We start from the raw sequence: 21345 nt of genomic DNA on the forward strand, positions 1-21345 counted from the left end.
GGGCGTTTTTGATGGACGCGTGTCTTTTCACCGCTCGTCGTTTGTTTCAACTTTCTGTTTTTCGGGCCGCGACGGGTGCAGCAGCATCCGCTCCGGCAACTGTGCATGCTGTGGTCGTCGCCCCTCTTCTGGATTGCTTTTGCCGTCTTTCTGTTCTGGGCCCTGGGGGCCTACAACCGTCTGATGCGCCTGCGCTCGGCCGTCGTTCAGTCGTTCGGCAGTTTTGACGCACACATGGTGCGGCTGGTGGCCTTGCTTGGCGAGTTCGGGGCGGCGCAGACCGTACAGCGCGGCAGCTTGCTGGCCGATGCAGGTGCGCAAGAGTTGGCTGCGCTGCAGGGTGCCGTGACGCAATTGAGTGCCTCGCTGGCCGTGGCACGTGCCCGCCCGCTGCAGGGTGACGCGGTGGCAGCATTGACCGCCGCCCGCGAAGTGCTGCGAGCGACCTGGGCCACCGCCTTGCAGAAGTTGCTGGCCGACCCTGCACAGCCAGCAGCGTTGGTCCCGACCGCAGATACCGCTACGATGACCCCAGGGTCTGCGCCCGTGGTCCTGTCCGTGTGGCAGGTGCGCTGGGACGAACACGCCGTGCAGAACGAGCAAGCGATTCGCGTGTTCAATGAGGCCGTGGTGCAGTACAACAGTGCCATTGCCCAGTTTCCGGCCAGCCTGCTGGCCTGGGTGTTCGGGTTCAAGGCGGCACGTGCGCTGTAACCCGTTTTCAGGATCACGATGACTCCACCTCCCCACCACCGTCCCCGCCGCACCGGTGGCAACGCGCCGCGTCCCATGCGTGCAGGCTCCGGCCAGCAGTCTCCGCAGGCGGGTTCTGCTGCGAGCTCACCCGATAGGGCGACTCCATCGAGTGCCACGACGGTTCCTCTGTGGCGGTTGCTGACAGCGGTGGCTGGCGCCTTGCAGGCGATCCGGGGTGGGCAGTCCGGCACCGCAGCGCTGGCGGCCATAGAGATCGCGCTGCGCCCTGGCGCGCAAGCCCTGTTGTTCCAGGTATTGCGCCAGGCCGGGCGGGCCGAGGCCCTGCGCCGACAGCTGGCCGCCCGTGCCCCCGCACCCGCCGCCGATGCGCTGCTGTGCAGCGCGCTGGCGCTGTGCTGGGACCCGCAGGCCTCGCCCTATGAACCCTTCACCCTGGTGAACCAGACGGTGGAGGCGGCCAAGCACCACCCGGCCACCCGCGCGCAGGCCTCGTTCATCAACGGCTGCCTGCGCCGTTTTCTGCGCGAGCGCGACACCCTGGTGGCAGCCACCGACAACGATCCCGTGGCGCGCTGGAACCATCCGGCGTGGTGGGTGCAGCGCCTGCGCAAGGACCACCCCCAGCACTGGGAGCAGATCCTGCAGGCCAACAATGCCCACGCACCCATGGTGTTGCGGGTCAACGAACAAAAATGCACGGTAGCGCAGTATTTACATGCCTTGAATGCTATTGGTTTAGGAGCGATTGCGGTGGGCCAGCATGGCGTCGCGCTGCGTCAGGCGGTGCCCGTTCAGTCGCTGCCACACTTTGCGGAGGGCTGGGTGTCCGTGCAGGATGCCGCCGCCCAGCAGGCGGCTCCTTTGCTGCTACAAGGGCTGGATCTGAGTCAGCCCTTGCGCGTGCTCGACGCCTGCGCCGCCCCCGGCGGCAAGACGGCGCACCTGCTGGAGATGGCGGGTCCGCAGTCTCCCTTGCAGGTCACGGCGCTGGAAATCGATGCCACACGCAGCGTCCGCATTGGTGAAACCCTGCAGCGCCTGGGGCTGACGGCCCAGGTCCTGGTGGCCGATGCTGCCCGCCCGCAGGACTGGTGGCAGTCGCAGTGCGGCGGCGTCCCGTTCGACGCCATCCTGCTCGACGCACCGTGCACCGCGTCCGGCATTGTGCGTCGCCATCCAGACGTGCGCTGGCTGCGCCGTGAATCCGACATTGCCCAGCTGGCAACCCTGCAGGCGGCCCTGCTCAAGGCCCTGTGGCCGCTGTTGCGTCCCGGCGGGCGCCTGCTGTATTGCACTTGTTCCGTCTTCCGGGCAGAGGGTGATGCCCAGGTGCAAACGTTTCTTGCACACAACACCGATGCGCAAATGCTGCCGTCGCCGGGGCATTTAATTCCCGGCAACGCGGACAAGGTCGGGGCTGTCCCGGACAATCTGACCGGTGATCACGACGGCTTTTTTTACGCACTGTTGCAAAAATCGGCGCAATGAGCCCCGGGGCATGCGCTGGTGGCTGGTGTGTGCATGGTTTGTGCTGTTTTGGGGGACGGTGCTCTGCTGGGTGCCGCAGGCCGTAGCGGCACAGGCGGCCTCCTCCGAGGTGGGTGACCTGCGCCTCGAACGCGGGGACGACGGTCTGTACCTGAGTGCCAACCTACAATTTGAACTGCCCGAGCTGGCCGAAGACGCCTTGCAAAAAGGCATTCCCATGTTCTTCGTGGCCGACGCCCAGGTGCTGCGCGACCGCTGGTACTGGTCCGACCGGCAGGTGGCCGAGACCACCCGGTACTTCCGCCTGAGCTACCAGCCGCTTACCCGCCGTTGGCGTCTCAACATCTCCTCCACGCCTTTCACCAACAGCGGGTTGGGCGTGGTGCTGGGTCAGAATTTTGACAATTACGCCGATGCCTTGTCGTCGATTCAGCGTTTTTCACGCTGGAAGATCGCTGAACGCGATGTGATCGAGTCCGATGCCGTGCATACGGTGAACTTCCGCTTCCGCCTCGACATGTCCCAGCTGCCCCGTCCTTTCCAGATCGGCGCGGTCGGCCGGTCGGGCTGGAACCTGCTGGTGTCCCGCAGCCAGCGCCTGGGCGCAGAGCCAGCCAAGTGAGCACTTCCCCCCCATCCACCGGCGTTTCGGCATCGACCCACGCCACCGCCCGCCAGTCCCGCGCAGTGCGCTGGGCCGTGGGCGTGGGTGCCGCCATCATGTCGGCCATCGGTCTGGTACTGCTGTTCTTGCTGACGCTGGCCACCAACAACCGCGTGCTGTACGAGCGCAACTACGCCTGGCTCTTCGGCGTCAACGTGTTTGTGGCGCTGCTGCTGCTGGTGGTGCTGGGCTGGGTGGCGGTGCGCCTGGGCTTGCGCCTGCGCAAGGGGCGTTTTGGCAGCCGCCTGCTGGTCAAACTCGCAGCCATTTTTGCGCTGGTGGGGCTCATGCCGGGGTTGCTGATCTATGTGGTGTCCTACCAGTTCGTCACGCGCTCCATCGAAAGCTGGTTCGACGTGAAGGTGGAGGGGGCCCTGTTTGCGGGCGTCAACCTGGCCCGCGTGTCGCTGGACTCGCTGGCCACGGACATGGCCGCCAAGACCCGCAATGCCAGCGCCCAGGTGGCCCAGGTGCCCGACGCCGCTGCAGGCCTGGTGCTGGAGCGTATTCGCGACCAGCTCGGAGCGACCGATGTGGTGCTCTGGAACGCGTCCGGTCAGGCGGTGGCCAGCGCGGGGCAGTCGCGGTTCAGCCTCAACCCCGAGCGGCCCGGCGCTGCCTTGCTGCGCACGGCGCGCCAGCAGCGCGCCACGGCGCAGATCGAAGGGCTGGACGACATTGCCGACCCGGCTGCGGCGCAGAACGCGCGGGTCAAGGTGCTGGCCCTGGTCAGCAGCCCCAGCGTGGGCCTGTTGATGGAGCCGCGCTATCTGCAGGCCACCTTGCCCCTGCCGCCGGCCTTGGTGGCCAACGCCATCGCCGTGCAGGAGGCCAACCGTGAATACCAGGAGCGTGCGCTGGCCCGGGGCGGGCTGCGGCGCATGTATGTGGGCACGCTCACGCTGAGTCTGTTCCTGGCGGTGTTCGGCGCGGTGCTGCTGGCGGTGCTGCTGGGCAACCAGCTGGCGCGGCCTTTGTTGGTGCTCGCAGAGGGGGTGCGCGAGGTGGCTGCGGGCAACCTGAGTCCCAAGGCCGCGTTGCAAAGCAAAGATGAGTTGGGTGGGCTAACGCGCTCGTTCGCGCTCATGACCCAGCAACTGGCAGACGCGCGCCAGGCGGTGGAGCAGAGCATGGGCGAGGTCGATGCCTCCCGCGCCAACCTGCAGACCATTCTGGACAACCTTACGGCGGGTGTCATCGTGCTGGATGCGCAGGGACTGATCCGTTCGTCCAACCCGGGCGCCACCCGCATCCTGCGCGCTCCCATGGCCGCATATGAGGGGCGGCCGCTGTCCGAAGTGCCGGGCCTCGCGGAGTTTGCCGCGTCGGTCCAGGGCCATTTCGATGCGTTTTTGGGGGACCATGAACGCCATGGCCTGGACCATTGGCAGCAGCCGTTCGAGCTGCATGCCTCCTCCGGCGGCGCCGGACAACACGCCACCAGCCTGGTCGCGCGGGGCGCAGAGCTGCCCGACGCCACCCGACTGTTGGTTTTTGACGACATTTCTGAGATCGTTTCGGCCCAGCGTGCGCAGGCCTGGGGCGAGGTGGCGCGCCGGCTGGCGCACGAAATCAAGAACCCGCTGACCCCCATCCAGCTGTCGGCCGAGCGCCTTGAAATGAAGCTGTCGGGCAAGCTGCCGGACCCTGAACAAGCCATCCTCGCCAAGTCCGTCAAGACCATCGTGGACCAGGTCGATGCGATGAAGCGACTGGTCAACGAGTTCCGTGATTACGCGCGCTTGCCTGCCGCCGAACTGCATGCGCTGGACCTCAATGCCCTGGTCGCCGACGTGCTCCATTTGTATGGGGCTGAAAACGCCACCGTGCCTGTAGAAGCCGAGCTGGACCCGCGCTGCCCCTGGATTGCGGGCGATGCGCAGCAGTTGCGCCAGGTCGTACACAACCTGCTGCAGAACGCCCAGGACTCGACCGAACAGGCCCGTGCCGGGGCCTCCGAGCCCGTGCCGCCGGTGCGCATCAGCACCCGCTGGAGCGAATCGTCACGCCGTGTGCGGCTCACGGTGTCGGACAGCGGCGGGGGCTTTCCGTCCCACATCCTGCAGCGCGCTTTCGAACCCTATGTCACCACCAAACCGCGTGGCACCGGCCTGGGTTTGGCCGTGGTCAAAAAGATCGCAGATGAGCACGGAGCGCGCATCGAACTGTCCAATCGCACCGAAGAAGGCGTGGTGCGCGGCGCCCAAGTGTCGTTATCATTCGCCCCTGAACCAGCGGTGGCGTCATAACAACACCGCCCCGCAGTACCTCCCCAAGGCGCTTCAACACACATGGCAAACATTCTGGTGGTCGACGATGAGCTCGGCATTCGTGATCTGCTGTCGGAAATCCTGAACGACGAAGGTCACAGCGTAGACCTCGCAGAAAATGCGACCCAGGCCCGAGCCGCCCGGGCAGGCAACAGCTATGACCTGGTGCTGCTGGACATCTGGATGCCCGACACCGACGGCGTCTCGTTGCTCAAAGAGTGGGCGACTGCGGGCGTGCTCACCATGCCGGTCATCATGATGAGCGGCCACGCCACCATCGACACGGCGGTGGAGGCCACGCGCATCGGCGCTTTCTCGTTCCTCGAAAAACCCATCACCCTGCAAAAGCTGCTCAAGGCCGTGGAGCAGGGCCTGGCACGCAACGCGGCCCACCAGGCTGCACCCGTGGCTGCTGTGTCCGCACCCGCTGCCGCTCCGGCCGATCCGACGTTCTCGCAGCTGCCTGCCGTTTCTGCGGTGATGGCGGGGGTGGACCCCGGCCCCCACGCCCACCAGGGGTTTGACCTGGATCGCCCCCTGCGCGAAGCGCGCGATGGTTTCGAGAAAGCCTACTTCGAGTTTCACCTGGCCCGCGAAGGCGGCTCCATGACGCGCGTGGCCGAAAAGACGGGCCTGGAGCGCACCCACCTGTACCGCAAGCTGCGCCAGCTGGGCGTGGATCTGGGGCGCGGCAAGCGCGGCTGATCAATTAATTTGTGCTTTTTGCCGGAAGCGCTGATTTTTCTGGCTATAATTTGAGGCTCAGGCCCGGTAGCTCAGTCGGTAGAGCAGAGGATTGAAAATCCTTGTGTCGGTGGTTCGATTCCGCCCCAGGCCACCAAACAAAAGCCCTTGATTTGCAAGAATCAAGGGCTTTTTCAATTTCGTACCGCCGAAGCAGGGCCACACCCAGCTGGGCAGGTGCGCATGTCGAAATCCTGCGTTGCCTTGGTGCTGGTTGCTGCCCGTACCGCGCATTGCGTTCCTTGTTGTTTCTCCCCACGTTCCCCATGCCCCTTCTGCAGGACACCACCCTTGGTATCGACTTCGGCACTTCCAACTCCGCGATGGCGGTGCGGCAGGGCGCGGGCCTGTCGCGAATGGTGGCGCTGGAGGGGGATGCACACACGCTGCCCACGGCGCTGTTCTTCAACGCTGAAGACCAGCGCACGCACTTTGGGCGCGATGCGGTGGCGCAGTACCTCGCGGGCACGGAAGGGCGGCTGATGCGCTCGCTCAAGAGCCTGCTGGGCAGTGCGCTGCTGCAGGACAAGACCGCAGTGCACAACCAGCTGGTCAGCTACCAGGACATCATCGGCCTCTTCTTGCGGATGCTGGCGCAGAAGGCCCGCGACGAACTCGGTGGCATGCCCGGGCGGGTGGTGATGGGGCGGCCGGTGCATTTTGTGGACGGCGATGCCGAGCGCGATCAGCAGGCCGAGGACGCGCTGCGCCAGGCCGCGCTGTCTGCAGGGTTCGAGAACGTGAGCTTCCAGTTCGAGCCCATTGCGGCCGCGCTGGACTACGAGCAGCGCATCGACCGGGAGTCGCTGGTGCTGGTGGTGGACATTGGCGGCGGTACGTCGGACTTCACGGTGGTACGCCTGGGCCCCGAGCGCATGGCCCGCGCGGACCGCAGCAGCGATGTGCTGGCCACCACTGGCGTGCACATCGGTGGCACGGACTTTGACCGGCGCCTCAGCCTGGACCTGCTCATGCCGCTGCTGGGCTTTCGCCACATCGGTCCGTCGGGGCGCGAGGTGCCCAGCCGCGTGTTTTTCGACCTCTCGACCTGGCACCTGATCCAGTGGCTGTATTCGCCGCGCGCACTGCGTGATGCGCAGAACCTGCGCACCGACTATGCCGATGCCGCGCTGCATGCCCGGCTGATTCGGGTGTTGAACGAGCGGCTGGGCCACCGCCTGGCCAACACGGTGGAGCAGGCCAAGATCGCGGCTTCTCTGGCCGATGCCGAGGCGCCCATGCCGCTGGACTGGGTCGAGGCTGGGCTCGGCGCCGCCATCACGCCGCCCGGATTGGCGCAGTCCCTGGCGCAGCCGCTGGAACAGGTGGTGGCCTGCGCGCGCGACTGCCTGCAGATGGCGGGACTGGGCGATGGGGGTGTGGATGCGATCTACCTGACTGGGGGCTCGTCGGCATTGCGGCCCCTGCGCCAGGCACTGCGCACGGCCTTCCCGGCAACTCCGCAAGTGGAGGGTGATCTGTTCGGCGGGGTGGCTGCGGGCCTGGCGGTTTCGCGGTAGTCATGCCATCCAGTTTGCTATTAATTGGATAGCTTGTGCGGCATATTGCACTAGCGCTACCGCCCGAAAACATCGCAAACACGGCCCGGGAGCACCTGGAGTCAGTCCTGTACGCCATCCTCGCGCTTCCACTCCAGCGCGGTGTCGTACAGCACGTTGCGCGATGCGCCCGTGATCTCGGCGGCCAGGCGCACGGCGGTCTTCAGGGGCAGCTCGGCCAGCAACAGGCGCAGCACGCGGTGGCTGTCGCCCGCGTCGCTGACCACGGGTACCGGGTGCAGCAACACCACGAATTCGCCGCGCGAGCGCTGGGGCGACCCATCCAGCCACGCCGTCAGCGCCTGCGCTGGCTGGGTGGTGACTTCTTCAAACTGTTTGGTCAGCTCGCGCGCCAGGGTGACGGGGCGCTCGCCCAATACGGCCAGGGCCTGGGCCAGCTCGCCGATGCGGTGGGGCGCTTCGAGCAGCACCACGCACCGGGGCTCCTGGGCCAGCTGCTGCGCAATCACGTTGGCACGCTCCGCGTTCTTGACGGGCAGAAATCCTGCAAACACAAAGCCGCCGTGTTCGGTGCTGTGGGCCACGGCACCGGCCACGCTCAATGCGGTGGTGATGCTGCTGGCGCCCGGCAGGGGCACGGCACGCAGGCCCGCCGCCTGCACTGCGGCCACCAGACGTGCGCCGGGGTCGCTCACGCCGGGGGTGCCTGCGTCGCTCACATAGGCCACGCGCTGGCCCTGCTGCAGCCGGTGCACCACGTTCTGCGCGGCTTCGGCCTCGTTGTGCTGGTGCACAGCCAGCAGCTGGCTGGCGCCCTTGTCGATGCCGTAGGCGCGCAGCATCGACTGCGTATGGCGCGTGTCTTCGCAGGCCACCGTGTCGGCCAGTTGCAGCACATGCAGTGCGCGCAAGGTGATGTCGGCCAGGTTGCCGATGGGCGTGGCCACCACGTACAGCGCGCCCTGCGGATAATGCTGCGCAGCGGCGGCGTCGTGCGCCGCGCCCTGGGCTGAAGCGAAAGATGCGCTCAATGAATTTCCTTGGAAAAAGACCACCGGCCCTTGCCACCCCGGGGGCTGCCAAAAAAGCCACCACGCGTGAGCGGGGCAACGCTGCCGAGGACCAGGCATTGGCCCATCTGCAGGCAGCGGGACTGCAACTGGCGGTGCGCAATTATCGGACGCCTGGGCGCGGTGGGGGCGAGATCGATCTGGTGATGCGCGACCGGGACGGCACCCTGGTGTTTGTGGAGGTGCGCAGCCGCACGCACGGCGGCTTTGGCGGCGCCGGGGCCAGCATCAGCGCGACCAAGCAGCAGCGCATCATCTTTGCCGCACGGCACTACCTGATGCGCTTGCCGTCGCCACCGCCGTGCCGGTTTGACGTGGTGCTGGTGGAGGACAGGGTGCAGTGGCTCAAGGCAGCGTTCGATGCGCAGTAGCGGCATGCAACCGGCTGGCCGCCAGCGCAATGCAGGTGGCTACCCTTTGCTACAAAAGCTGTAACACGCGGCGGGTATCATCGGGCCCTCATGCTTGAGCAACGCATCCAACAGCATTTCATCGACAGCGCCGACCTGAAGTACCAGGCCGCGCAAACCCTGAGCCACCCCATTGCCGCTGCCGTACAGGCGGTGCTGGCCTGCGTGACCAGCGGCGGCAAGGTGCTGGCCTGTGGCAATGGCCCATCGGCCGCCGAGGCGCAGCAGTTTGCCGCCTTCTGCGTGGCGGGCTTTGAACGCGAACGCCCCGAGCTGGCCGCGCTGGCGCTCACCTCCGACAACACCCTGCTCACGGCGGCTGCGGGCAGCCACGATGCCACCCAGCAGTTTGCGCGCCAGGTGCGTGCCCTGGGCCAGGCGGGCGATGTGCTGCTGGCCCTGACGGTGCATGGCAACGACCCCAACCTGCTGGCCGCCACCGAGGCCGCGCACGAGCGCGACATGACGGTGGTGGTGCTGGCGGGCCGCACCGGCGGCAAGCTGGCCGCCATGCTGCGGGAGACCGACGTTTTGATCAGCGTGCCCCACGAGCGTGCGGCACGCGTGCGCGAAGTCCACACGCTGGTGCTGCACTGCCTCAGCGACGGCGTGGACGCACAGTTACTTGGTGAACAGGAGATTCCACTATGACCCCGACAACCCTGAACCGCACCCGCCGCGTGGTGGGCACTGCCCTGGCTGCCGCCACGCTGGCGGCGGCACTCTCGGCCTGCGCGCCCTTGATCGTGGGCGGCGCCGTAGTCGGCGGCGTGATGGCGGTAGACCGCCGCACGGCCGGCACCCAGATCGAAGACGAAGGCATCGAGCTGCGCGCTGCCAATCGCATCCGCGAGACCCTGGGCGACCGGGCCCACGTCAACGTAACCAGCTACAACCGCCAGGCATTGCTGACCGGTGAAGTCGCCACCGCCCAGGACCGTCAGGCGGTGGAGCAGATGGTGTCGCAGGTGGAAAACGTGCGCTCGGTCGTCAACGATCTGGCCGTGATGCCCCCTTCCACGCTGAGCCAGCGGTCCACGGACACCTTCATCACCGGCAAGGTGCGCGCGAGCCTGGTGGACGCGCAGGACATCTCGGCCAACTCCTTCAAGGTGGTGACGGAGCGCAACACCGTCTACCTGATGGGCCGTGTGTCGCAGCGCGAAGCCAACCGCGCCACCGACATCGCCCGGGGTGTGACCGATGTGCGCAAGGTGGTGCGCGTGTTCGAGATCGTTTCGGAAGAAGAACTGCGCCGCATTGCGCCGCAGCCTGCGCCAGTCACCACGGACACCAAGCCAGCTGGCGGCTAAGGCCGAGCATCAGACCGTAGGGTCCAAGTCCCAGACCGCAGCGCGTGGTCTGGGACTTTTTTTATTGGCATGTAGCGTGGGAGCTCCGCTGCTCTGCCACGCGTCGCCGGTGGTTGCGCGGTTACTTCAAGCGCTGAATCAGGCTGGACGTATCCCAGCGGTTACCACCCATCTTCTGCACATCGGCGTAGAACTGGTCCACCAGCGCCGTCACGGGCACGCGTGATCCGTTGCGCTTGGCTTCGTCCAGCACCAGTCCCAGGTCCTTGCGCATCCAGTCCACGGCAAAACCAAAGTCGAACTTGCCGTCCACCATGGTCTTGCCACGGTTGTCCATCTGCCAGCTCTGGGCCGCGCCCTTGCCGATCACGTCCAGTACCTGCTTCATGTCCAGCCCGGCGTTCTGGCCAAACGCCACGGCTTCTGACAGGGCCTGCACCAGCCCGGCGATGCAGATCTGGTTGACCATCTTGGCCAGCTGGCCCGAGCCGCTGGCGCCCAGCAGCGTGAAGGCGCGCGAGAACGCCATGGCAACGGGCTGAGCGGCCTCGAAGGCGGCCGCATCGCCGCCGCACATCACCGTGAGCATGCCGTTCTGTGCGCCCGCCTGGCCGCCCGACACGGGGGCATCGACAAACTGCAGGCCCAAGGCTTGGGCAGCAGCGTACAGCTCGCGCGCCACCTCGGCCGATGCGGTGGTGTGGTCCACAAAAATGGCGCCGGGCTTCATCCCGGCAAAGGCGCCGTCCGCGCCCAGCGTCACGGAGCGCAGGTCGTCGTCGTTGCCCACGCAGCAGAACACGATGTCGGCGCCTGCGGCCGCCTCGCGGGGCGTCGCTGCATGATTGGGGGCTTTGGTGCGCGCATATTCTGCGCACCATGCTACGGATTTGGTAGCGGTGCGGTTGTACACCGTGACTTCATGACCGGCCAGCGCCAGGTGGCCAGCCATGGGGTAGCCCATCACGCCCAGGCCCAGAAAGGCGACCTTGCGGGAAGGGGTTGCGTCGTAATTGCGGGGATTGGTGCTTGGCATGGTGTGATCGCGTGATGAGCTGAAAGTATGGGTCAAAACGAAAACCCGCCCAGAAGGGCGGGTGAAGCGGGGCGAAGGCGTGTGGAGCTTGCTCTGGCGTCACACGATCGCGAAATGCTCGGTGCCCTGTGCCAGATCGGGCGACTTGGCGCGCTGGCTGTTGAGCTTGATCTGCAGGCGCAGGTCATTGAGCGAGTCGGCATTGCGCAGCGCGTCTTCGTAGCTGATGACGTTGGCCTCGTAGGCATCGAACAGCGCCTGGTCGAAGGTCTGCATGCCCAGGTTGCGGCTCTTCTTCATGATCTCCTTGATCTCGGAGACCTCGCCCTTGAAGATCAGGTCGGAGATCAGCGGGGTGTTGAGCATCACCTCCACCGCCGCGGCGCGGCCCTTGCCGTCCTGTTTGGGGATCAGGCGCTGCGAGATCATGGCGCGCAGGTTGAGCGAGAGATCCATCAGCAACTGGGCGCGGCGCTCTTCAGGGAAGAAGTTGATGATCCGGTCCAGCGCCTGGTTGGCGCTGTTAGCGTGCAGCGTGGCCAGGCACAAGTGCCCGGTTTCGGCAAACGCCACCGCATGCTCCATGGTCTCGCGGTCGCGGATTTCGCCCATCAGGATCACGTCGGGCGCCTGCCGCAACGTGTTCTTCAGGGCGGCTTCCCAGCTGTCGGTGTCCAGGCCCACTTCGCGCTGCGTGACCACGCAGTTCTTGTGCGGGTGCACAAATTCGATAGGGTCTTCCACCGTGATGATGTGGCCGAACGAGTTCTCGTTGCGCCAGTCCACCATGGCGGCCAGCGTGGTGGATTTGCCCGAGCCCGTGGCACCCACCAGGATGCACAGGCCGCGTTTGGTCATCGTCACCTCCTTGAGCACCTGTGGCACGCCCAGGCCGTCAATGGTCGGCAGTGTGAGCGGAATAGTCCGCAGCACCATGCCCACTTTGCCCTGCTGGATGAAGGCGTTGACGCGGAAGCGCCCGATGCCGGCGGGCGAGATGGCGAAGTTGCACTCCTTGGTGCGCTCGAAGTCGGCCACCTGCTTGTCGCTCATGATGGCGCGCGCCAGCGTCAGCGTGTGGTTGGGTGTGAGCGGCTGCGGCGACACCTTGGTCACCTTGCCATCGACCTTGATGGCGGGTGGAAACTCTGCCGTGATGAACAAGTCGCTGCCATTGCGGCTCACCATCAGCTTGAGCAGGTCATTGATGAATTTACTGGCCTGATCGCGTTCCATCAGAAGTTCTCCCGGGGGTGGTCGTCTGCCGGACGATCTTGTGTCGTGGATAGGTGCATCATTTCTGGTTGTCGCTCAGGCGCGCGCTCACCACACGCAGGCGCAGCGACAGTTTGCGCGCCAGCAGGGCAATCAGGCTGGCGGCCAGTTGCGGGTCCTTGGTCATCATGTCGTCCATGGCCTCGGCCGACAGCACGGCGATCTCGCAGTCGGTCAGCGTGGTGCAGGCCGAAAAGCGGATGCCGCTGTCCAGCAGCGACATTTCGCCCAGGATGTCGCCGGGACGGGTCTCGGCCAGGCGCAACTGCTCGCCCCAGGGCTGCACGCGGTCCACCGCGATGGTGCCGGTGAGCAGCACCACCATGAAGTTGCCGTACTCGTCCTGGCGGATCACGTCGCGGTTGGAGGGGACGGCCGCAAATTCAAAAAAGCGCTCCATGCGCTCCACGGCGTCCTTGTCGAGGTGCGCCATGTACTTGTCCTTGGCCCACAGGCCTTGCAGCAGCTTGCCGCCCCGGCTGGTGGGCAGGCGCTTGGCACCCACTTCCACGGCACGGGCCTCCCAGGGCACCAGCATGGAGTCGTCCACCCCCTGGCCCGCAAACGCGGTGGAGAACAGCACGGAGTCCGTGTGGTCGTCCGATGGCTTGCCGCTGCGGGCTTTCATTTTCAGAAGGCTCAAAATGCCTTTCATATCGCGCTCCGGTATGCGGCGCCTGCAGGGGCCGCAAAGTCGTTCATGGGTGTGTGCTGTCGGGGGCTCAGCCGGGGAAGTTCTCGGGGATCTTGGCCTTGCTGCGTGCTTCGGCCGGGCTGATGATGTTGCGGCGCACCAGGTCGGTCAGGTTCTGGTCCAGCGTCTGCATGCCCACGCTGTTGCTGGTCTGGATGGTCGAATACATCTGCGCCACCTTGGCCTCGCGGATCAGGTTGCGGATGGCGCTGGTGCCCAGCATGATCTCGTGCGCGGCCACGCGGCCGGAGCCGTCCTTGGTCTTGCACAGCGTCTGCGAGATCACGGCCTGCAGCGACTCGGACAACATCGCACGGACCATTTCCTTTTCTTCGGCGGGGAACACGTCGATGATCCGGTCGATGGTCTTGGCGGCGCTGGAGGTGTGCAGCGTACCGAACACCAAGTGGCCCGTTTCAGCAGCCGTCATGGCCAGGCGGATGGTTTCCAGGTCGCGCATTTCGCCCACCAGAATGGCGTCCGGGTCTTCGCGCAGTGCGGACTTCAGGGCCGCCGCGAAGGACAGCGTCATCGGGCCGACTTCACGCTGGTTGATCAGGCACTTCTTGGACTCGTGCACGAATTCGATCGGGTCTTCCACCGTGAGGATGTGGCCGTATTCGGATTCGTTGAGGTAGTTGACCATGGCGGCCAGCGTGGTGGACTTGCCCGAGCCCGTGGGGCCGGTCACCAGCACCAGGCCCCGTGGCTTCAAGGCCAGGTCGCCGAAGATCTTGGGGGCGTTGAGTTGCTCCAGCGTCAGGATCTTGCTCGGAATCGTCCGGAACACGGCGGCCGCGCCCCGGTTCTGGTTGAAGGCGTTGACGCGGAAGCGGGCCAGGCCTTCGATCTCGAAGGAAAAGTCCACCTCCAGGAACTCTTCATACGTCTTGCGCTGCGCGTCGCTCATGATGTCGTACACCATGGCATGCACCGTCTTGTGGTCCAGCGCATCGACGTTGATACGCCGCACGTCGCCGTGGACCCGGATCATGGGCGGCAGACCGGCGGAGAGGTGCAGGTCGGAGGCCTTGTTCTTCACGCTGAACGCGAGCAATTGGGTAATGTCCACGGAGTCCCTCTATCGTTTGGTACGCTTGCCAAACATTATGACCACGATTGCTAACAACCTCCAACAGGTTATGGGCCGGATCGCCCAGGCGTGCCGGGCTGCCGGGCGTGACCCGGGCCAGGTGGGCCTGCTGGCCGTTTCCAAGACCTTTGGCGCCGATGCAGTGCTGGAGGCGGTGGCCGCAGGCCAGCGCGCCTTTGGCGAGAACTACATCCAGGAGGGCGTGGACAAGATCGCCGCCGTGCGGGCTGCCTTGCCCGGCGTGGCGCTACAGTGGCACTGCATTGGCCCTATCCAGAGCAACAAGACCCGCCTGGTGGCCGAGCACTTTGCCTGGGTGCATACGGTGGATCGGCTCAAGATCGCCGAGCGCCTGTCGGCCCAGCGGCCCGATCACCTGCCGCCGCTGCAGGTATGTATCCAGGTCAACATCGACGGTGGGCCCACCAAGTCGGGCGTGGCCCCGGCCGAGGCCCTGGACCTGGTGCGCGCTGTCGCAAAACTGCCACGGCTGGTGGTGCGGGGGCTCATGAGCATTCCGGACCATGCTCCTGAATTTGAAGCGCAATTGGCAATCCACACTAGCGCCAGAAGGCTATTTGACGAGATATCGGCAGTGGGAGAGCCAAGCCTGGGGCAGTTTGACACCCTATCCCTGGGCATGACGGCCGACCTGGAGGCCGCCATTCAGGCAGGCAGCACGCTGGTGCGCGTGGGCACCGGCGTGTTTGGTGGCCGGACCTACCCCGCCGCCTGAGCGGGCTCAGCCCGGCAGCGTGAAGCGCGCCACGCAGTCCAGCGCCGCTGTCACGTCCGCCTCACTCACATCCAAGTGCGTCACCCAGCGCAGCCGGGTGGCGCCGCCATACAGGCTGCTGGTGACGCGCACGCCGTGCTGCGCCAGCCAGGCGGTGAAGGCTGGGGCCACCTCTGCGTGCAGGTCGGTGAAGAGGATGTTGGTCTGCCACGGCAGCACGGTGAGCTTGCCCTGCAGCACGGGGTGGCTGTGGTTGGCTTCGGTCAGCCCTTGGGCCAGCCGGTCCAGGCGGGCGTGGTCTTCCGCCAGGCGCCGAACGTGGTGCTGCAGCGCGTAGTGGCCGGCAGCCGCCAGGACACCTGCCTGCCGCATGCCACCGCCCAGGATCTTGCGGGTGCGGCGCGCCTGCCGGATGAAGTCGCGCGAGCCCAGCACCAGCGAGCCCACGGGCGCGCCCAGGCCCTTGCTCAGGCACAGCGATGCGGAATCAAAGTGGCTGCACAGCGCGCGCGCTTCCGCATACACATCGGTGCCGTTGCGCGCGGCATTGGCCGTGGCAGCGTTGAACATGCGTGCGCCGTCCAGGTGCATGGCCAGCTCCCGGCTGCGCGCCAGTTGCGCCACCTCGGCGATGTAGGCGGGCGGCAGCACCTGGCCGCCGGTCGTGTTTTCCAGCACCACCAGGCGGGTGCGCGCGAAGTGCGGGTCGTCCGGTTTGATGGCGGCCGCGATGTCGGCCACGCGCAGCGTGCCGTCAGGCTGGGTTTCGACCGGCTGGGGCTGGATGGAGCCCAGCACGGCCATGCCGCCCGCCTCCCAGCGGTAGGTGTGCCAGCTCTGGCCCACGATGGCCTCGTCGCCGCGCTGGCAGTGGCCCCACAGCGCGATCAGGTTGGTTTGCGTGCCCGAGGGGGCGAACAGGGCGGCCTCAAAACCCAGCAGCTCGGCGGCATGGTCCTGCAGTGCGTTCACCGAGGGGTCGTCGGCAAACACATCGTCGCCCAGCGGGGCCTTGAACATGGCCTCGCGCATGGCGGGCGTGGGCTGGGTGACGGTGTCGCTGCGAAAGTCGGGCATGGGCGCGGTCCTTGTGGGTCGGGTCAATGAATGGCCGGCCATATTAGTCGCGTTGGCATCCCCTGCGGCTGCAATCCCCTCGGCCGGCGAAATGGGCGCTGCCTAGGTCGGGGACGCCGAGCAAGGGCCGCCCAGCAGCGAGGGCGTCGTCCCCCCGAGGGGGAAGGCGCCGAAGGCGACTTGTATCTTCCATCCGACCCTCGCGGTAAAGTTTGATTGCCCTTTTGGGGGTAGCCAGACCGGTCCGTGCAGTTTGGTAGCGACTGGGGTGTTCGAGCCCGTCCCTGAGTACATAACGCACGGCTGCCGCGCTGGTCTTCATGAAGCCCGAACGGTTACGCGCGCCGCCTTCGAGCGCGCATGTACAAGCATGGGAGCTGAAGATCATGTCTGCTTTTTCACTGACGGTAGGCATCGACGTGGCCAAGGCCCACGTGGATGTCTGTGTGCTGGGCGCCGACAGCGGTGCGCAGCGGTTTTCCAATGACCCCGATGGACACTCGGCACTGGCGGCCAGTTTGTTGCCCTTGGGGGTTGACCTGGTGGTCATGGAGGCTACCGGTGGCTATGAGGCTGCCCTGGCCTGTGCGTTGCAAGCCTCGGGCCTGCCTGTGGCCGTGCTGAACCCGCGCCAGGCGCGTGACTTTGCCAGGAGCATGGGCCGTCTGGCAAAAACCGATGCCGTGGATGCGCGCATGCTGGCCGAGATGGCAGCGGTGTTGGTGCGCCGCGAGGATTTGGCGCGCTTTCTGCGCCCTGTGGCCGATGAGTGTCAGCAGTGGCTGGCGGCTTTGGTCACGCGCCGCCGTCAGTTGCTGGCCATGCTGGGCAGCGAACGCCAGCGTCTGCAGATCACGCCCACAAAACTGCACCCCAGCATCGAGGCCATCATTGCCGCCATCAAGGCCCAACTCCATGATCTGGAGGCACAGATGGTGGGCCATGTGCGCGAGCACTTCAGCGAACTCGACGGGTTGCTGCAATCGACCAACGGCATAGGTCCTGTGGCCAGCGCAACGCTGATTGCCCAGTTGCCTGAACTGGGTCGGCTCAATCGCCGCGAGATAGCGGCTTTGGTGGGCGTGGCCCCTATGTCCAACGACTCGGGCAACCGTAAAGGCAGGCGCAGGGTGCAGGGCGGGCGTTTTGAAATTCGGCGTGTGCTGTACATGGCGACCCTGACCGCCACGCGCTACAACCCCGTCATCCGGGCGTTCTACGAGCGCCTCAAAGCCGCAGGCAAACTGCCCAAGGTAGCCTTGGTCGCTTGCATGCGCAAGCTGCTGACCATGCTCAACGCCATGGTCAGAACCGGGAAACCTTGGGATGCTTCGCTTCATCGCGCTTGACTTTGAAGACGGTTACTCAGGGGGGCTACGGTCTGTTCATCTTGCAATCCGTGCCTTGCGCCAGCTCATTGCCGGTGTAGGCGGCATCGGTGCGAAAGCCATAGTTCGTGCCTTCCCAGCCCACCTTCACGGCCTTGCCGTCCACCGGCGCGATGGTGTTGACCACCTGGGGCAGCAGCAGCTGGTGGTCTTCGCCGCGCATGCGCACCGGGCCCACCACCGATTCGAGCGTCAGGTCTTCCAGCGCGCGCGCCACCTTCACCGGGTCGGTGGACTGGGCCTTGTTGATGGCGGCGGCGAGGAAGCGCGGCGTCATCTCGATGCGCGGCGCGAGGAAGTCCTTGCCCGTCTTGGTCTTGTAGGTCTTGGCCAGCGCGTCCACCTTGGGGGTGTCGGCCTGTCCGGGGTGCCATTCGGCCACCCAGGTCAGCTGGCCTTGCTTGGCCTGCGATACCGCCAGCACCGTGCCGGGGATGGAGCCCGCGCTGTGGTTGAAGTAGCGTAGGTTGTAGCCCGCGTCACCCGCCGCCTTGAGCAGCAGCGTCATGTCCTGCCCCCAGTTGCCGGTGATGACCGAGTCGGCCTCGGTGCTCTTGACCTTGGCAAGGTAGGGTGCAAAGTCCTTCACGCGGCCGATGGGGTGCAGCGCCTCGCCCACAAACTGGATGTCGGGCCGCGCCAGGCCCACCATCTCGCGGCCATAGTGCGCCCACTGCTTGCCATGGGCGTAGTCCTGGTTCAGCAGGTACACCTTCTTGATGTCCGGCTGCTTCTTGATGTAGTTGGCGATGGCCTTCATCTTCATGGCCGTGTTGGCCTCGAACTGGAAGTGCCAGAAGTTGCAGGCCTTGCCCGTCAGCTCGGGGTCGATGGAGGAGTGGTTCAGCACCAGGATCTCCTTGCCCGGATTGCGCTGGTTGTGGCGCGCTGCCGCTTGCACCAGCGCCGTGACCACCGATGAGCCCGAGCCGCCCGTCACGATGGCCTTGGCCCCCTGGTCAATGGCGGCCTGCAGCGCACTCTGGCTTTCCTGCGCCGAGAGCTTGCTGTCGAACTGCAGCAGCTGCAGCTTGGTGCCCTTGAGCACGCCGCCCTTGGCGTTGATGTCCTCGATGGCGTACTGCGTGTGGGTGAGCATCAGCTCGCCCACATTGGCGAACGGGCCCGACAGCGGGTCGATGTAGGCGACCTTGAAGGTCTCCTGCGCGCTGGCGGCCGTGCCGATCAGCAGGGCCGCCGCAGCGGCCAGGGGGGTGAGGAACACGGTTTTCATGGGTTTTGTCTCCGGTGGTTGTTGTGCCTGGTGTAGGGGTGCTGCGGTGCGCGTCAGGCTGAGTTGCGCTTGCGGGTTCGTCGCAGCCCCAGCACACGCCAGGCCAGCTGCGCCAGCTCCTGCACCACCTCGTCTTGCGACAGGCGGCCGTCAGGGCGGTACCAGTTGTAGAGAAAGCCGGGCAGGCTGCAGGCGGCCAGGGCGGTAATCTTGGTGTCGTTGAACTCGAACATGCCGTCGTCGCGGCCCTGTTCGAGCAGCGCGCACAGCCGGTCGTAGAAGTGGGTCGCCAAATCCTTCTGGGCCGCCAGGTACTCGGGCCGGTACACCTGCGGCTCGCGGTACGGGAAGAAGGCTGAGGGGTGGTGCTCCAGCGTGGCGCGGATCAGCCGCTCGATGCCTTCCGTCACCTTCACATGGGCAGGCCGGTCATCGTCCGCCGCAAAGTCCATCGCAGTGAAACACGCCACGGCAGGCGCCCACGACAGGGTCTCGAAGATCTCCTGCTTGTTACGAAAGTAGTAGTACACAAAGGGCTTGGTCACGCCCAGCTGCTGCACGATCTGCTCGATGGTGGTATTGGCGTAGCCCTGCGCATCGAATAGCGCCTCGGCTGCGCGCAAGATGCGTTCGCGCTTTTCGTCCGACCCGGCCGTGGCGGCCTTCTGGCGGCCGCTGGCCTGCACGGGGGGCTGCTGGTTCATCGGTGTCCTTTGCGCGACGTTGGAGTTATACCCATGGGTAGCATTGTTCTACCGAGCGGTATATATTGGCAAGACGCTGGCGGGTGAGGGCGCTCAGAGAAAACCCTGAGTGGCCGCCAAGAACCAGCGATTCCAGACACCTCGGAGACAACGCCATGCCTTCTGCCGCACCGCAGCTGCTGCTGCACGAACACCTGCGCCGTCACGCGCGCGAAACGCCCGACCGCATCGCCTACCTCTGGTACGGCCAGCCCCTCACCTGGGCGCAGCTTGATGCGGCCAGTGATGCATTTGCCGCGCACCTGCAGGCGCTGGGTGTGACCAAGGGCGAGCCCGTGGCACTGTTCATGAACAACTGCCCGCAGTACGTGATGGCGCACTACGGCATCCAGAAGATCGGCGCCATCGTCTGCCCTTGCGGGCCGCTGAACAAGGAGCATGAGCTGGAGTACCAGCTCACCGACCTGCAGGCGCGCGTGATCGTCGCGGCCGATGTGCTGCTGCCCGTGGTGGACAAGGTGCGCGCCAAGACTGCGCTGCAGCAGGTGTTTGTGGTGCGCTATGCCGAGCTGCTACCCGAGGGCACGCCCAGCATCGACGTACCCGCCGAGCTGCTGGCCATGCGCGCCGCCATGGCTCCGGTGCCTGCGGGCTGCGAAGACTTCTTGGCCACCACCCGCACCGGTGCGCGGCCTGCGCCCGTGGCGCTGTCGATGGATGACATTTCGCTCATGACCTATACCTCGGGCACCACCGGGTTGCCGAAGGGCGCGATGCTGAGCTACGGCAATGCCACCTTCAAGACCGCCGCGTCGGCCGACTGCAATGGCATGACGCCGCACGAAACGCTGCTGGCCGTGGCCCCGCTGTACCACATCGCCGGTATGGTGATGGGCGTGAACCTGCCCGTGTACACCGGCGCCACGGCCGTGCTGCTGTACCGTTTTGACCCGCTGGGCGTGGCCCAGGCGCTGGAGCGCCACCGCGTGACCTGGTGGTACAGCATCGCGCCCATGAACGGCGCGCTCATGCAGGTGCCCGGCGCACGCGAGATGGACTGGAGCGCGCTGCGCCGCAACCCAGTCACCAGCTTCGGCATCACCTTCACCGAGGCGCTGGCCCTGCAGTGGCAGCAGTTCGCACCCAACTGCATTGCGCACGAGGCGGCCTATGGCCTGTCGGAAACCCACACCGTGGACACCGCCATGCCGGTGGACGCGATCCGCTGGGGCACCCAGGGCAAGCCCGTGCCGGGCAACACCCTGCGCATCGTCGATCCCGACACCGGCGCACCGCTGGCCGTTGGCGAGGTGGGCGAGATCACCATCCACGGCCCCGGCAACTTCAAGGGCTACTGGAACAAGCCCGAGGCCACGGCCAAGACCCTGCGGGATGGCTGGGTCTACACCGGCGACATGGGCAAGATCGATGCGGACGGCTACCTCAGCTTCATCGGCCGTTTCAAGGAAATGATCAAGGTCTCGGGCTACAGCGTGTTCCCCGAAGAGGTCGAGACCCTGCTCATCAAGCACCCCGCCGTGGCCCAGGCCGCCGTCATCGGCGTGCCCGATGCGGAAAAGGGTGAGGTGGTGCGCGCCTTCATCGTCAAGAAGTCCGGCCAGGATGTGGACGCCGCCGGCCTGGTGGCCTGGTGCCGCGAGAACATGGCGCCCTACAAAGCCCCGCGCGAGGTGCGTTTCATCGACGCACTGCCCGCCACGGGCGCTGGCAAAGTGCTGCGCCGCCTGCTTCGGGATGCATGAAACACCCCCTGAGTCGCCTGCGGCGCCTTCCCCCTCTCTCTACGCGCTTCGCGCTAGGGAGGGGGACGCTCCCAGCGCGGCGGGGCGGCCCTTGCGCGGGAGCCCTGGTGTGGGCCCCGCCAGTTGCAAGCGCTGCGAGGCAAGCGCAG

The 21345-nt window shown here is 66.0% G+C and carries 20 protein-coding genes and 1 tRNA gene; 13 read left to right on the top strand and 8 right to left on the bottom strand.

Going from position 1 to position 21345, the window contains the following annotated elements; all coding sequences use genetic code 11:
* The first annotated feature begins 105 nt into the window (after positions 1–105).
* The 7 genes from C8C95_RS11630 to C8C95_RS11660 all read left to right on the top strand — a co-directional run bounded on the left by C8C95_RS11630 (position 106) and on the right by C8C95_RS11660 (position 7403).
* Positions 106–714 carry a LemA family protein gene (locus C8C95_RS11630; RefSeq protein ID WP_116748681.1) on the top strand — a complete coding sequence of 203 codons (609 nt, stop codon included), beginning with the start codon at positions 106–108 and terminating at the stop codon, positions 712–714.
* Positions 715–732: 18 nt separating this feature from the next.
* Positions 733–2205, top strand: coding sequence for a 16S rRNA (cytosine(967)-C(5))-methyltransferase RsmB (gene rsmB, locus C8C95_RS11635; RefSeq protein ID WP_243415681.1), 1473 nt, complete (start codon positions 733–735; stop codon positions 2203–2205).
* A 10-nt stretch (positions 2206–2215) separates the two neighbouring features.
* Positions 2216–2827, top strand: a complete 612-nt coding sequence (locus C8C95_RS11640; RefSeq protein ID WP_056059932.1) for a DUF4390 domain-containing protein — start codon at positions 2216–2218, stop codon at positions 2825–2827.
* Complete coding sequence (locus tag C8C95_RS11645) at positions 2824–5118, top strand: ATP-binding protein (protein WP_116748682.1); 2295 nt, start codon at positions 2824–2826, stop codon at positions 5116–5118. The genes C8C95_RS11640 and C8C95_RS11645 overlap by 4 nt, the downstream gene beginning before the upstream one ends.
* 42 nt (positions 5119–5160) lie before the next feature.
* Entirely contained in the window at positions 5161–5844 is a 684-nt protein-coding gene (locus tag C8C95_RS11650; protein WP_060986598.1) for a response regulator, read from the top strand.
* A 60-nt stretch (positions 5845–5904) separates the two neighbouring features.
* Positions 5905–5980: transfer RNA gene (locus C8C95_RS11655), tRNA-Phe, on the top strand.
* 169 nt (positions 5981–6149) lie between these two features.
* Positions 6150–7403 carry an Hsp70 family protein gene (locus tag C8C95_RS11660; protein WP_056059922.1) on the top strand — a complete coding sequence of 418 codons (1254 nt, stop codon included), beginning with the start codon at positions 6150–6152 and terminating at the stop codon, positions 7401–7403.
* Between the two features lie 101 nt (positions 7404–7504).
* On the opposite strand, the gene rsmI is transcribed toward C8C95_RS11660, so the two are convergent.
* Entirely contained in the window at positions 7505–8434 is a 930-nt protein-coding gene (gene rsmI, locus C8C95_RS11665; protein WP_116748683.1) for a 16S rRNA (cytidine(1402)-2'-O)-methyltransferase, read from the bottom strand.
* Between rsmI and C8C95_RS11670 the strand changes: the two genes are divergently transcribed.
* The 3 genes from C8C95_RS11670 (at position 8434) to C8C95_RS11680 (ending at position 10196) form a co-directional block, all read left to right on the top strand.
* Positions 8434–8844 carry a YraN family protein gene (locus C8C95_RS11670; protein WP_116748684.1) on the top strand — a complete coding sequence of 137 codons (411 nt, stop codon included), beginning with the start codon at positions 8434–8436 and terminating at the stop codon, positions 8842–8844. The two genes, rsmI and C8C95_RS11670, sit on opposite strands and share 1 nt — an antisense overlap.
* 90 nt (positions 8845–8934) lie before the next feature.
* A complete protein-coding gene (locus C8C95_RS11675; protein WP_116748685.1) occupies positions 8935–9534 on the top strand; it encodes an SIS domain-containing protein in 600 nt (199 codons plus the stop codon).
* The gene (locus tag C8C95_RS11680; protein WP_015012253.1) at positions 9531–10196 is read left to right on the top strand and encodes a BON domain-containing protein; all 666 of its coding nucleotides are present in this window, start codon (positions 9531–9533) and stop codon (positions 10194–10196) included. The genes C8C95_RS11675 and C8C95_RS11680 overlap by 4 nt, the downstream gene beginning before the upstream one ends.
* Positions 10197–10317: 121 nt before the next feature.
* Here C8C95_RS11680 and C8C95_RS11685 read toward each other — a convergent pair whose 3' ends face one another.
* The 4 genes from C8C95_RS11685 to C8C95_RS11700 form a co-directional block, all read right to left on the bottom strand.
* Positions 10318–11232 (bottom strand): NAD(P)-dependent oxidoreductase, encoded by a 915-nt coding sequence (locus C8C95_RS11685; RefSeq protein ID WP_116748686.1) that lies wholly within the window; start codon positions 11230–11232, stop codon positions 10318–10320.
* Positions 11233–11331: 99 nt separating this feature from the next.
* Entirely contained in the window at positions 11332–12468 is a 1137-nt protein-coding gene (locus tag C8C95_RS11690; protein WP_015012255.1) for a PilT/PilU family type 4a pilus ATPase, read from the bottom strand.
* Positions 12469–12526: 58 nt separating this feature from the next.
* Positions 12527–13162 carry a cyclic nucleotide-binding domain-containing protein gene (locus C8C95_RS11695; protein WP_015012256.1) on the bottom strand — a complete coding sequence of 212 codons (636 nt, stop codon included), beginning with the start codon at positions 13160–13162 and terminating at the stop codon, positions 12527–12529.
* Positions 13163–13229: 67 nt separating this feature from the next.
* On the bottom strand, positions 13230–14273 hold the full coding sequence (locus C8C95_RS11700; protein WP_015012257.1) for a type IV pilus twitching motility protein PilT: 1044 nt from the start codon (positions 14271–14273) through the stop codon (positions 13230–13232).
* A 37-nt stretch (positions 14274–14310) separates the two neighbouring features.
* Here C8C95_RS11700 and C8C95_RS11705 point away from each other — a divergent pair, with 37 nt between their 5' ends.
* The gene (locus C8C95_RS11705; RefSeq protein ID WP_116748687.1) at positions 14311–15030 is read left to right on the top strand and encodes a YggS family pyridoxal phosphate-dependent enzyme; all 720 of its coding nucleotides are present in this window, start codon (positions 14311–14313) and stop codon (positions 15028–15030) included.
* Positions 15031–15036: 6 nt separating this feature from the next.
* Here the strand turns inward: C8C95_RS11705 and ltaE are convergent, their stop codons facing one another.
* Positions 15037–16107 (bottom strand): low-specificity L-threonine aldolase, encoded by a 1071-nt coding sequence (ltaE, locus tag C8C95_RS11710; protein ID WP_116748688.1) that lies wholly within the window; start codon positions 16105–16107, stop codon positions 15037–15039.
* A gap of 386 nt (positions 16108–16493) precedes the next feature.
* Here ltaE and C8C95_RS11720 point away from each other — a divergent pair, with 386 nt between their 5' ends.
* Positions 16494–17456 (top strand): IS110 family transposase, encoded by a 963-nt coding sequence (locus C8C95_RS11720; protein ID WP_116748690.1) that lies wholly within the window; start codon positions 16494–16496, stop codon positions 17454–17456.
* A 25-nt stretch (positions 17457–17481) separates the two neighbouring features.
* Here C8C95_RS11720 and C8C95_RS11725 read toward each other — a convergent pair whose 3' ends face one another.
* Positions 17482–18729: a branched-chain amino acid ABC transporter substrate-binding protein gene (locus C8C95_RS11725; protein ID WP_116748691.1), complete on the bottom strand. Its 1248-nt coding sequence runs from the start codon at positions 18727–18729 to the stop codon at positions 17482–17484.
* Positions 18730–18782: 53 nt separating this feature from the next.
* Positions 18783–19433, bottom strand: a complete 651-nt coding sequence (locus C8C95_RS11730) for a TetR/AcrR family transcriptional regulator (protein ID WP_116748692.1) — start codon at positions 19431–19433, stop codon at positions 18783–18785.
* Between the two features lie 155 nt (positions 19434–19588).
* On the opposite strand from C8C95_RS11730, the gene C8C95_RS11735 reads away from it, so the two are divergent.
* Complete coding sequence (locus C8C95_RS11735) at positions 19589–21196, top strand: AMP-binding protein (RefSeq protein WP_116748693.1); 1608 nt, start codon at positions 19589–19591, stop codon at positions 21194–21196.
* The last annotated feature ends 149 nt before the right edge of the window (positions 21197–21345 follow it).

Origin of the sequence: Acidovorax sp. 99 (genome assembly GCF_003096455.1) — a bacterium.
Lineage (GTDB): Bacteria > Pseudomonadota > Gammaproteobacteria > Burkholderiales > Burkholderiaceae_C > Acidovorax > Acidovorax delafieldii.